Raw genomic sequence first — 11477 nt, 5'->3', positions numbered from 1 at the left:
CGGCCTGACGTTGATGAACCGCTACATCAGCGGCGACAACATCCACACCGGCACCATCACCGATGGCAAGGAATGGGGCCGCGAATCGGAACTGGCCTACACGCTGCAAAGCGGGCCGTTGAAAAGCCTAAACGTCAAATGGCGCAACTCGACCATGCGTCGCGACTACAGCAACAACGAATTCGATGAAAACCGGATCATCATCAACTACCCGATTTCGTTGCTGTAAACCCGACCTCTGTGGGAGCGAGCCTGCTCGCGATTGCTATCTTTCAATCAGCCATTGGTTGACTGATCCACCGCTATCGCGAGCAGGCTCACTCCCACAAGGATTGCATTTCAGTCCGGAGGATTGGCGTTACTGCAACAGGGAATGACCCTCCGTCCATTTCGACCAAAGTCGCGTTGACAAGACCCGGATTGCCTAACAATATCTCAAGATGTCGTACGACAACCTACAACAAATTTTTACAACGACTGCGTGTCCAGGATTCCCATGACTACTACAACCACCCGCCTCCCATTTAATCGCCTGCTGCTGACCGGTGCCGCCGGTGGCCTGGGTAAAGTCCTGCGCGAAAGCCTGCGCCCTTACGCCAACGTCATTCGCCTGTCGGACATCGCGGCCATGGCCCCGGCTATCGATGATCGCGAAGAAGTCGTGCCGTGCGATCTGGCGGACAAGCAAGCCGTGCATCAATTGGTCGAAGGCGTGGACGCGATCCTGCACTTCGGCGGTGTGTCGGTTGAGCGCTCGTTCGAAGAGATTCTCGGCGCCAACATCTGTGGCGTATTCCACATCTATGAAGCCGCGCGCCGCCACGGTGTGAAGCGGGTGATCTTCGCCAGTTCCAACCACGTCATCGGTTTCTACAAGCAAGACCAAGTCATCGACGCCCACTCCCCTCACCAACCGGACAGCTATTACGGTTTGTCCAAGTCCTACGGTGAGGACATGGCCACGTTCTACTTCAATCGCTATGGCATCGAAACCGTCAGCGTGCGCATCGGTTCTTCGTTCCCGGAACCGCAAAACCGCCGGATGATGAGCACCTGGTTGAGCTTTGGCGACCTGACCCAACTGCTCGAACGCGCGCTGTACACCCCGAACGTCGGCCACACCATCGTGTACGGCATGTCCGACAACAAGGACATCTGGTGGGACAACCGTTACGCCACGGCCTTGGGTTACGCACCGCAGGACACCTCCGAAGTGTTCCGTGAAAAAGTCGAAGCCCAACCGATGCCTGCTGCTGATGATCCGGCTCGGGTCTACCAGGGCGGTGCCTTTTGCGCGGCCGGCCCGTTTGGTGATTGAAGCACTGCTTCTCGCTTGATCCCCACAACAAAAACCCAGGGAATGAGTTGCCATGTCCGCTGAACTGATTGTCGATGCCCGTAATGCTGTCGGTGAATGCCCGGTGTGGGTCCCCGAGGAAGACGCCCTGTACTGGGTGGATATTCCCGCCGGGGGCCTGCAACGCTGGAGCGCCGAAAACGGTCATGTCCACGCCTGGAAAACTCCAGAAATGGTGGCATGCATCGCCCGTCAGGCTGACGGCAGTTGGGTGGCCGGGATGGAAAGCGGGTTTTTCCAGTTGCATCCGCACAACGACGGCAGCCTCGACAGTCAAGTGCTGGCGAACGTCGACCACGCCCGAACCGACATGCGCCTGAACGATGGCCGTTGTGACCGTCAGGGACGTTTCTGGGCCAGCAGCATGGTGTTGAACATGGGCGCCAACATCGCCGAAGGCGCCCTTTACCGCTACAGCGCTAGTCAACGCGGGCCCGTCGAGGCACAACTGGGCGGGTTTATCGTCCCGAACGGTCTTGGGTTCAGCCCCGATGGCCGCACGATGTACCTGTCCGACTCTCATCCCCTGGTTCAGCAGATCTGGGCCTTTGACTACGACATCGACAGCGGCACGCCGACCAATCGGCGGCTGTTCGTCGACATGAATCAGTTCTGCGGTCGCCCCGATGGCGCCGCTGTGGATGCCGAGGGTTGCTACTGGATCTGCGCCAACGACGCCGGGCTGATCCACCGCTTCACCCCCGACGGTCGTCTGGACCGTTCCCTCACCGTACCAGTGAAAAAACCCACCATGTGCGCCTTCGGCGGCAGTCGACTGGACACGCTGTTCGTGACCTCGATCCGCCCCGGTGACGACCATGACGAGCAATCCCTGGCCGGTGGCGTGTTCGCGCTCAACCCCGGCGTCAAAGGATTACCGGAGCCTCTTTTCCACGTCTGACCATAACCACCTCTGCTGCATCGCTGTGCCTTTGACAAAAAAAACAATAAAACTGGAGACACCCCCATGGACTTCAAACGCACCTTGCTCGCCGCTGCACTCCCGCTCGCCTTCTCCCTGAGCAGCGCCGCTCACGCGCTGGAAATCAAGTTCGCCGACATCCACCCTGCGGGTTACCCGACAGTCGTGGCCGAGGAGCAACTGGGCAAAACCCTGGTGGCCGACAGCGACGGCAAACTGACCTTCAAGATGTTCGCCGGCGGAGTGCTGGGCTCGGAAAAGGAAGTGATCGAACAGGCACAGGTCGGCGCCATTCAGATGGCCCGGGTCAGCCTGGGGATCGTCGGCCCGGTGGTCCCGGACGTGAACGTGTTCAACATGCCGTTTGTGTTCCGTGATCAGGCGCACATGCGCAAAGTCATCGACGGTGACGTCGGCGACGCGATCCTCGACAAGATCACCAACTCGGAATTCAACCTGGTCGCCCTGGCCTGGATGGATGGCGGCACGCGCAATATCTACAGCAAAAAACCGGTGCGCAACCTCGCCGATCTCAAAGGTATGAAGATCCGCGTGCAAGGCAACCCGATGTTCATCGAGACCATCAATGCCATGGGCGGCAACGGCATCGCGATGGACACCGGCGAAATCTTCAGTGCCTTGCAGACTGGCGTGATCGACGGCGCGGAAAACAACCCGCCGACCCTGCTGGAACACAACCACTACCAGAACGCCAAGTACTACAGCCTGACCGGGCACCTGATACTGCCAGAACCCATCGTGATGTCGAAAATCACCTGGAACAAACTCACCCCCGAGCAGCAGGAGTTGGTGAAGAAAACCGCCAAAGCCGCCCAGGCGCATGAGCGCACCCTGTGGGACGCCAAATCGGCCAGCAGTGAAGAAAAACTCAAGGCCGCTGGCGTAGAGTTCATCACCGTCGACAGAAAACCTTTCTATGAGGCAACCGCCTCGATCCGCGAAAAATACGGCGCCCCTTATGCCGACCTGATCAAGCGTATCGAAGCCGTTCAGTAATCCTCCCTGCATTCAAGAAAGGCTCGGCGCCACTGACTGACATTGATGTCGGTCGGTGCGCGCCCGGTTACGGTAAAACTCGATGAAAAATCTGCTGTTGCGCATCAACGACAGGATTTACATGACCTGCATCTGGGTCGCGGGGCTGTCGGTGCTCGCCATTTCCCTGATGATTCCCTGGGGCGTGTTTGCCCGTTACGTCCTTGGCACCGGCTCCAGTTGGCCGGAGCCCACTGCGATTCTGCTGATGATGGTCTTCACCTTCATCGGTGCCGCGGCCAGTTATCGCGCCGGCGCGCACATGGCGGTGGCGATGATCACCGATCGCATGTCGCCCGAAATGAGCAAATACATGAGCGTGTTTTCCCAGCTGTTGATGGCCACCATTTGCCTGTTCATGGCCATCTGGGGCACCAAGCTTTGCCTGTCGACCTGGAACCAGTTCATGAGCGCCATTCCGACCCTGCGCGTAGGCATCACTTACATGCCGATCCCGATTGGCGGGGTGCTGACGTTGATCTTTGTGCTGGAAAAACTCTTGCTCGGGGACCAGAGCAACCGTCGGGTCGTGCGTTTCGACCTGGTTGAAGAAAATGAAGGTGCCGCATAAATGGACGCTCTGATTCTGCTGGGCAGCTTTATTGCTTTGATTCTGATCGGCATGCCGGTCGCCTACGCCCTGGGGCTTGCCGCCCTGATCGGCGCCTGGTGGATCGATATCCCGTTCCAGGCACTGATGATTCAAGTCGCCGGGGGCGTGAACAAATTCTCCTTGCTGGCGATTCCGTTCTTCGTCCTGGCCGGCGCGATCATGGCCGAGGGTGGCATGTCCCGCCGGCTCGTGGCATTCGCCGGGGTGTTGGTCGGATTCGTCCGTGGCGGCCTGTCACTGGTCAACATCATGGCCTCGACCTTCTTCGGCGCAATCTCCGGCTCTTCGGTGGCGGACACCGCCTCGGTCGGTTCGGTACTGATTCCGGAAATGGTGCGTGAAGGCTATCCACGGGAGTTCGCCACGGCGGTTACCGTCAGCGGCTCGGTGCAAGCCCTGCTGACCCCGCCGAGCCACAACTCGGTGCTCTACTCCCTGGCCGCTGGCGGTACGGTGTCGATTGCCTCGCTGTTCATGGCGGGCGTGGTGCCGGGTTTGCTGATGAGCGCGTGCCTGATGGTGCTGTGCCTGATTTTCGCCAGGAAACGTGACTACCCCAAGGGTAAAGTCATTCCGATGCGCGAAGCGTTGAAGATCTGCGGCGAAGCCATGTGGGGCCTGATGGCGATGGTCATCATCCTCGGCGGTATTCTGTCGGGTATTTTCACCGCGACTGAATCGGCGGCGATCGCCGTGCTGTGGTCGTTCTTCGTCACCATGTTCATCTACCGCGACTACAAGTGGCGTGAACTGCCGAAATTGATGCACCGCACGGTGCGCACGATTTCGATCGTGATGATTCTGATCGGTTTTGCCGCCAGCTTCGGCTACATCATGACGCTGATGCAGATCCCGTCGAAGATCACCACGATGTTCCTGACCCTGTCGGACAACCGTTACGTGATCCTGATGTGCATCAACGTCATGCTGCTGTTGCTCGGCACCGTGATGGACATGGCGCCGCTGATCCTGATCCTGACACCGATTCTGATGCCGGTGATCCTGGGCATTGGCGTGGACCCGGTGCAGTTCGGCATGATCATGCTGGTGAACCTGGGGATTGGTTTGATCACACCGCCAGTGGGTGCGGTTCTTTTTGTGGGGTCGGCAGTGGGCAAGGTCAGTATCGAAAAAACCGTGAAAGCGTTGCTGCCGTTCTACGGCGTACTGTTCCTGGTGCTGATGGCCGTGACCTACATTCCCGCGCTGTCGCTGTGGTTGCCGCATCTGGTCCTGTAACGCTTTTCTTCAGGAGCCCGGTTTTGCGGGCTCCTGAAGCAGGCATTCCACGCATTTCCTGCTGTCGATGGTGAACATGAAACCAACACTGATCGAACTTGAAGACGAACTGACCCACCTCACCCTTGCCCCCGAGATCGGCGGCAGTATTGTCAACTGGACCGTTCTCAGCACTGGTCAACCGCTGCTACGTCACAATGATTCCCATGCACTGAACACCGGTCTGCCAGGCAAGCTCGGTTGCTATCCCCTGGCCCCGTGGTCCAACCGCATTGCCGAAGGTGGCTTCGATTGCCCCGATGGCTGGCTGGCCCTGACGCCCAACAGCCTCACCGATCCGCTGCCCATCCACGGCAGCGCCTGGCAACAACCGTGGCTGGTGGTGTCACAATCCGCCAACGAAGTGGTCCTGCAACTCGACAGCAGCACACCCTTCGCTTATCGCGCCCGGCAACGCTTCCAGTTGAACAAAGGGCAATTGAGCATCGAGCTGCAAGTCACCCACTTGGCCGAGCAAGCCGCATGGCATGGGCTCGGTTTGCACCCCTACTTTCCGCGCACCGCGAACACGCAGCTACAGACCAAGGCCGAGCAAGTCTGGCTGTGCAATGGCTCAAAATTACCGACTGAGTTGATCGAGCTGCCCGCCGACTGGGACTTTGGTCAATTGGGAGCCCTACCCGCCTCGCTGGTGGATAACGGCTTCTGCCACTGGGACGGCCATTGCCTGATCCAGCAACCCGACCTCGGTTATGCGCTGGAATGCCAGGCCACCGGCAGCGATTACTACCTGCTCTACTGCCCGGTCGATCTGGCGTTTTTCTGTATCGAACCGGTTAGCCACCCCGTCAACGCGCATCACTTGCCGGGTCGGCCGGGGTTGCAGTTGCTGGAGCAAGGTGAGTCGGTTGAACTCGGGTTCAGCCTGCAGTATCGCGCGCTCTGATAACGCCACTACCCGAGCATCTGACTCAGCACTGCGCGCAACTTGCCGGGCTTGACCGGCTTGTTCAGCAGCGGTGCGCCAAGTCTCTGCAATGAGCGTCGGCATTGATCAGTGCGGTCCGCCGTGATGATCACCGCCGGGATGACCTGGCTGTAATGCTCACGCAAATGCCTGACCACATCGCAGCCCACCACACCGTGATCGAGGTGATAGTCCGCCAGAATCAGTTCCGGTGCTTGCCCTCGCAGGGCCGCCAGCGCGGAGGATTCATCCGTGGCCGTGACCACCTCGCACCCCCACTGTTCCAGCAGCGCGCTCATGCTCTCGAGAATGCTCACCTCGTTGTCCAGCACCAGCAAACGTCGGCCTGGCAAGGGATTACCGGTGCTCAACAGAGGCGCGGCTTGACTGATAGGCAGCGGCACCTCATGGGATATCGGTACGTCGATGCTGAACATCGAGCCTCGCCCCGGCAAGGACTGCACCCGAATTTGATAACCCAGGATCTTGGCGATGCGCTCAACGATGGCCAGTCCCAGGCCCACGCCTTTGCGGTCGGCGGCACGTCCGACGTCGAGCTGGTTGAACTCCAGGAAAATCGAATCCAGCCGGTCCGCCGCGATGCCGCGCCCGGTGTCCCATACTTCCAGGCGCAGCACCTCGCCACGCCGTCTTGCCGCCAGCAGGATGCTGCCCTCGTCCGTGTAGCGACAGGCGTTGCTGAGGAAGTTACGCAGGATCCGCGTCATCAGCCGCAAGTCGGTGCTGATGGCGTAATCGCCCACATGCACGCGCAGGTTCAACCCCGCCGCTTCGGCGACTGACTGAAACTCCGACACCAGCGGGCCGAGCAATTCGTCGAGACGATAGAGGGCAACGTCTGGCTTGACCGCCGCCTGATCGAGCCGGGAAATATCCAGCAGGTCAGTGAGCAGGTCTTCCGCTCCTTCCAGTGCCTGATGAGTGCGTTCGACCAAAACCTGCTCAACGTCAGGCAGTTTTCGTTCACGCAATGTCGAGATCAGCAAGCGCGCAGCGTTAAGCGGTTGCAGCAGGTCGTGACTGGCGGCGGCGAGGTACTTGTCCTTGCTGCGATTGGCGGCCTCGGCGGCGTCACGAGCATCGCGCAAGGCTTCGGCAATCTGCTTACGCTGGGTGATCTGCTGTTGCAGGTTGCGGTTGGCTTCCAGCAGTTCATCGGTACGCGCGGTGACCCGCTGCTCCAGTTCATCGTTGAGCTGTTGCAGACGTTGCTGGGCCAACTTGCGTTCGGTGATGTCAGCGACAAACCCCTCCACCAGGCCTTCCTGATCAGGCTTGAGCAACAGGTTCATCAACACATCGAGGCTGCTGCCGTCCTTGCGTCGCAACTGGGTTTCATAACCGTGCAGGCTGCGTTGATGCTTGAGGATTTCGCCGATTTTTTCCAGCTCGGCAGCCCCGCCGACAAACAGGTTGCTCGCCAGATCAGCCAGCGAAAACAGCACCTCCTGCGGATCCTGATAACCGAGCATGTGCGCCAACGCCGGGTTGGCGGCCCGCATGCCTTCTTGCAGGCTGGCCTGGAAAATCCCCTGGACCGCGTTTTCGAACAGCCACTTGTAGCGATTGCGTTCGGCTTCCAGTTCGTCGAGTCGCGCGGCCAGTTCCGGGTAATGACTCTTGCGCGCCGAATGGCTGCCTAACCCGAGTAGCCCCGCCAGTGCCCGTTGCTGATCGTCAGAGGGCTTCGCCATAGACGACCTCGACATCACGCTGACTGGATTCACGCGGATTGGTCAGGATGCACGGGTCGTGCATGGCGTGTTGCGACAGGAACGGAATGTCCGCCGTGCTGACCCCATGCAAACCGAGGGTCTCATGGAAGCCGATGGCGTGTTTGAGGGCGATCAAATGCTCGACCAGCCGCCCGCAAATCTGTCGGTGGTTCAGGCCACGGCAATCGATGCCGAATGTCTCGGCGATCACTTTGAAGCGATCCGGCGCCGAGCTGTAATTGAACGCCACCACGTGTTCCACCAGCACCGCGTTGCACAAGCCATGGGGCAGATCGAGAAACCCGCCCAGACTGTGGGACATCGCGTGCACCGCGCCGAGGATCGCGTTGGAAAAGGCGAGACCGGCCTGCATGCTGCCAAGCATGATCTTCTCGCGCAAGGCGATGTCCGTCGGGTTGGCGATCATTTGCACCAGGTTGCCGTTGATCAACCGCATCGCTTCCAGTGCGTGCGGATCGGTCAGCGGCCCGTGCCCCGTGGAGACGAACGCCTCGATGGCATGCACCAACGCGTCGATGCCGGTACAGGCCGACAGGAACGGGTCCATGCTCAGGGTCGTTTCCGGGTCGATCAACGACACGTCCGGCACCACCGCTTTACTGACGATGGAGAACTTCATGCGTTCTTGCTGGTTGGAAATGATCACGAATTGCGACACATCCGCCGAGGTACCGGCCGTGGTCGGAATCAGGATCAGGGGCGGGCTGGGCACGCGGATGGTGTCCACGCCTTCGAATTCGAGAATGCTGCGTCCGTGAGCCACGACAATGCCGATGCCCTTGCCGCAATCCATCGGGCTGCCACCGCCGACGGCGACGATCACATCGCAATGGTTTTCCCGGTACAGCTCGGCGCCGAGCATGACTTCTTCGACCCGCGGGTTAGGCGAGACATCGCTGTAAAGGAAGTAGTCGATACCCAAGGCTTGCAGGCTGGCCTCGACATCGGCGACCCAACCGGCGGCAATCACCCCGGGGTCACTGACGACCAGGACTTTGCGGGCGCCGAAGGTCTTGGCGTAATTGCCGACGTTGTGCCGGCAGCCGGCACCAAAAATGATTTCAGGCGACACGAATTTACGCAGTTGGCTGAGACTCTGGCTCATTGGAAAGCCTGTTTTTATTGTTTTGGAAGGTAGAAACCACACTAAACCATCCAACCGTGAATGCAATCAGACCAAAGAACACTGCTACCGGAGGCGCACCCGGATTGTGTATTCACCGCCGACCTACTGTGGGAGCGAGCCTGCTCGCGATGAGGCCAGCTCATTCAAAATTGATTTCGACTGACCCACCGCTATCGCGAGCAGGCTCGCTCCCACAAAGGATCGGTGTATGGCGACTATCCACGGTAGATCAGCTGCGACACTTTTTCGTTGCGCAACGTCAGGTGCTCCATGCCCTGCCCCGGCGTTTCGGCTTCTTCGCGGGCCTTGAGGATCACGCCGTGATGCGGTGACTTGCTGCACACCGGGTCGGCATTGGCGGCATCGCCGGTGAGCATGAACGCCTGGCAGCGGCAGCCGCCCAGGTCCTTGTGCTTTTCATCGCACGAGCGGCACGGTTCCTTCATCCAGTCATCACCGCGAAAACGGTTGAAGCCAAACGAGTCCGTCCAGATGTGCTCGACACTGTGCTCGCGCACGTTGGGAAACTGCACCGGCAACTGTCGGGCGCTGTGACAAGGCAGTGCGGTGCCGTCCGGGGTGATGTCGAGAAACAGATTGGCCCAGCCGTTCATGCAGGTTTTGGGGCGTTCCTCGTAGTAATCCGGGGTGACGAAGATCAACTTGCACGGATGGCCCTGGGCCTCAAGCCGCGCGCGATATTGGTTGGTGATGCGCTCGGCCCGTTGCAGTTGTTCGCGGGTGGGCAGCAGGCCGACGCGATTGAGTTCGGCCCAGCCGTAGAACTGACACGTGGCCAATTCGACAAAATCCGCTTCCAGTTCCAGGCACAGGTCGATGATCTGCCCGATCTGGTCGATGTTGTGCCGATGGGTCACGAAGTTCAGCACCATGGGGTAGCCCTGGGCTTTCACCGCACGGGCCATGGCCAGTTTCTGGGCGAAGGCCTTGCGGGAGCCAGCGAGCATGTTGTTGACCGCTTCGTCGGCCGCCTGAAAGCTGATCTGGATATGGTCCAGCCCGGCCACTTTGAAATCGCGGACTTTCTGCTCGGTCAGGCCGATGCCCGAGGTGATCAGGTTGGTGTAGTAGCCCATGTCGCGCGCGGCTTTGATCAGTTCGACCAAGTCCTGTCGCACCAATGGCTCGCCACCGGAAAAACCCAACTGCGCCGCACCCATCTCCCGGGCCTCGCGAAACACCCGAATCCACTCCTCAGTGCTCAGCTCCTCGCCGTGCCTGGCAAAGTCCAGCGGGTTGGAGCAATACGGGCATTGCAGCGGGCACCGGTAGGTCAGCTCCGCCAACAGCCACAGTGGTGGACCTATAGAGGCATCATTCGATCCAGAATTGAGCATGGGCCACCTCCAGAAACGCCAGCACATCCTCGTCGATCCCCGGCACCCCGGGAAAATTCGCGGCCAGTTGCTCAATGATCGCCGCGACGCTGCGCTGACCGTTCACCAGACAAAGGATCTGCCCGGCGCTACCGTTGAGTTTGATCATGCCTTCGGGGTACAGCAGCACATGACAGTTCTGGCGGGGTTCCCATTGCAAACGAAAACCCTGGCGCAACGACGGCAATAGCTCGCGATTGATCAGGCTCACAGGGCAATCCCCCGGTGCCAGACGTTTTCGGTGGTGACGGTGTGATACGGCGGGCGTTCCAGCTCGTAGGCCATGCTCATGGCGTCAAGCATGCTCCACAGCACGTCGAGTTTGAATTGCAGGATGTCCAGCATGCGTTGCTGCGCCGGGAGCGTGACATAGTGCGTCAACGTGATACGCAAGCCGTGCTCCACGTCGCGCCGGGCCTGGCTCAGGCGGTTGCGAAAATAGTCGTAGCCGGCCACGTCGATCCACGGGTAATGGGTGGGCCAGGCGTCGAGCCGGGACTGGTGGATCTGAGGGGCGAACAGTTCGGTCAGTGAACTGCTCGCCGCTTCTTGCCAGCAGGCGCGACGGGCGAAATTGACGTAGGCATCCACGGCGAAGCGCACGCCGGGCAGCACCAGTTCCTGAGACAGAATCTGCTCGCGATCCAGCCCCACCGCTTCGCCCAGACGCAGCCAGGCTTCGATGCCGCCCTCACTGCCGGGCACGCCGTCGTGGTCGAGAATCCGTTGCAGCCACTCACGACGCACCTCGCGGTCCGGGCAGTTGGCAAGGATGGCGGCATCCTTGAGTGGAATGTTCACCTGGTAATAGAAACGGTTGGCGACCCAGCCCTGAATCTGTTCGCGAGTCGCCCGGCCGGTGTACATGGCTTGGTGGAACGGGTGATGGATGTGGTAGTAGGTGCCTTTGGCGCGCAGGGCGGCTTCGAATTCGGTGGGGGTCATGGGTCTGTCAGTCATTTTTATTTTCCTTCGAGTTCTGCGGTGCCCGGGCTGTTCTCATCGCGAGCAGGCTCGCTCCCACAAGGTTCGAGGTGATGGAA

General features: G+C 59.9%; 12 protein-coding genes. 7 read left to right on the top strand and 5 right to left on the bottom strand.

The window, feature by feature from the left end:
• The 7 genes from J2Y56_RS24155 to J2Y56_RS24125 all read left to right on the top strand — a co-directional run.
• The coding region (locus J2Y56_RS24155; RefSeq protein WP_310353114.1) for an OprD family outer membrane porin at nt 1–229 on the top strand (229 nt) is incomplete at its 5' end.
• A gap of 267 nt (nt 230–496) precedes the next feature.
• The gene (locus J2Y56_RS24150) at nt 497–1318 is read left to right on the top strand and encodes an NAD(P)-dependent oxidoreductase (protein ID WP_007949314.1); all 822 of its coding nucleotides are present in this window, start codon (nt 497–499) and stop codon (nt 1316–1318) included.
• A 52-nt stretch (nt 1319–1370) separates the two neighbouring features.
• Complete coding sequence (locus J2Y56_RS24145) at nt 1371–2258, top strand: SMP-30/gluconolactonase/LRE family protein (protein ID WP_310353111.1); 888 nt, start codon at nt 1371–1373, stop codon at nt 2256–2258.
• 66 nt (nt 2259–2324) lie between these two features.
• Nucleotides 2325–3296, top strand: coding sequence for a TRAP transporter substrate-binding protein (locus J2Y56_RS24140; RefSeq protein ID WP_007949310.1), 972 nt, complete (start codon nt 2325–2327; stop codon nt 3294–3296).
• A gap of 82 nt (nt 3297–3378) precedes the next feature.
• Entirely contained in the window at nt 3379–3906 is a 528-nt protein-coding gene (locus J2Y56_RS24135; RefSeq protein ID WP_033049793.1) for a TRAP transporter small permease, read from the top strand.
• A complete protein-coding gene (locus tag J2Y56_RS24130; protein ID WP_310353108.1) occupies nt 3907–5187 on the top strand; it encodes a TRAP transporter large permease in 1281 nt (426 codons plus the stop codon).
• Between the two features lie 76 nt (nt 5188–5263).
• On the top strand, nt 5264–6133 hold the full coding sequence (locus J2Y56_RS24125; RefSeq protein ID WP_310353106.1) for an aldose 1-epimerase: 870 nt from the start codon (nt 5264–5266) through the stop codon (nt 6131–6133).
• Between the two features lie 8 nt (nt 6134–6141).
• Here J2Y56_RS24125 and J2Y56_RS24120 read toward each other — a convergent pair whose 3' ends face one another.
• The 5 genes from J2Y56_RS24120 to pqqC form a co-directional block, all read right to left on the bottom strand.
• Complete coding sequence (locus tag J2Y56_RS24120; RefSeq protein WP_310353104.1) at nt 6142–7869, bottom strand: NahK/ErcS family hybrid sensor histidine kinase/response regulator; 1728 nt, start codon at nt 7867–7869, stop codon at nt 6142–6144.
• Entirely contained in the window at nt 7853–9016 is a 1164-nt protein-coding gene (gene ercA / locus J2Y56_RS24115) for an alcohol dehydrogenase-like regulatory protein ErcA (RefSeq protein ID WP_007949305.1), read from the bottom strand. Before ercA ends, J2Y56_RS24120 begins: the two co-directional genes overlap by 17 nt.
• Before the next feature lie 236 nt (nt 9017–9252).
• On the bottom strand, nt 9253–10395 hold the full coding sequence (pqqE, locus tag J2Y56_RS24110; RefSeq protein WP_310353102.1) for a pyrroloquinoline quinone biosynthesis protein PqqE: 1143 nt from the start codon (nt 10393–10395) through the stop codon (nt 9253–9255).
• The gene (pqqD, locus tag J2Y56_RS24105) at nt 10373–10645 is read right to left on the bottom strand and encodes a pyrroloquinoline quinone biosynthesis peptide chaperone PqqD (RefSeq protein WP_310353100.1); all 273 of its coding nucleotides are present in this window, start codon (nt 10643–10645) and stop codon (nt 10373–10375) included. The genes pqqE and pqqD overlap by 23 nt, the downstream gene beginning before the upstream one ends.
• Nucleotides 10642–11394 (bottom strand): pyrroloquinoline-quinone synthase PqqC, encoded by a 753-nt coding sequence (gene pqqC, locus J2Y56_RS24100; protein WP_310353099.1) that lies wholly within the window; start codon nt 11392–11394, stop codon nt 10642–10644. The genes pqqD and pqqC overlap by 4 nt, the downstream gene beginning before the upstream one ends.
• Nucleotides 11395–11477: the final 83 nt, after the last annotated feature.

The sequence above is a fragment of the Pseudomonas sp. BE134 genome, from assembly GCF_031456105.1.
In the GTDB taxonomy this organism is placed as follows: Bacteria; Pseudomonadota; Gammaproteobacteria; order Pseudomonadales; family Pseudomonadaceae; genus Aquipseudomonas.
This window is presented reverse-complemented; position numbering and strand designations above follow the sequence as displayed.

What these genes read in the sequence shown, in the direction of transcription:
- pqqE (WP_310353102.1), bottom strand. Translation starts at nt 10,395, where the DNA reads ATGCTCAATTCTGGATCGAATGATGCCTCTATAGGTCCACCACTGTGG.
- J2Y56_RS24135 (WP_033049793.1), top strand. Translation starts at nt 3,379, where the DNA reads ATGAAAAATCTGCTGTTGCGCATCAACGACAGGATTTACATGACCTGC.
- J2Y56_RS24145 (WP_310353111.1), top strand. Translation starts at nt 1,371, where the DNA reads ATGTCCGCTGAACTGATTGTCGATGCCCGTAATGCTGTCGGTGAATGC.
- pqqC (WP_310353099.1), bottom strand. Translation starts at nt 11,394, where the DNA reads ATGACTGACAGACCCATGACCCCCACCGAATTCGAAGCCGCCCTGCGC.
- J2Y56_RS24125 (WP_310353106.1), top strand. Translation starts at nt 5,264, where the DNA reads ATGAAACCAACACTGATCGAACTTGAAGACGAACTGACCCACCTCACC.
- ercA (WP_007949305.1), bottom strand. Translation starts at nt 9,016, where the DNA reads ATGAGCCAGAGTCTCAGCCAACTGCGTAAATTCGTGTCGCCTGAAATC.
- J2Y56_RS24150 (WP_007949314.1), top strand. Translation starts at nt 497, where the DNA reads ATGACTACTACAACCACCCGCCTCCCATTTAATCGCCTGCTGCTGACC.
- J2Y56_RS24130 (WP_310353108.1), top strand. Translation starts at nt 3,907, where the DNA reads ATGGACGCTCTGATTCTGCTGGGCAGCTTTATTGCTTTGATTCTGATC.
- J2Y56_RS24120 (WP_310353104.1), bottom strand. Translation starts at nt 7,869, where the DNA reads ATGGCGAAGCCCTCTGACGATCAGCAACGGGCACTGGCGGGGCTACTC.
- J2Y56_RS24140 (WP_007949310.1), top strand. Translation starts at nt 2,325, where the DNA reads ATGGACTTCAAACGCACCTTGCTCGCCGCTGCACTCCCGCTCGCCTTC.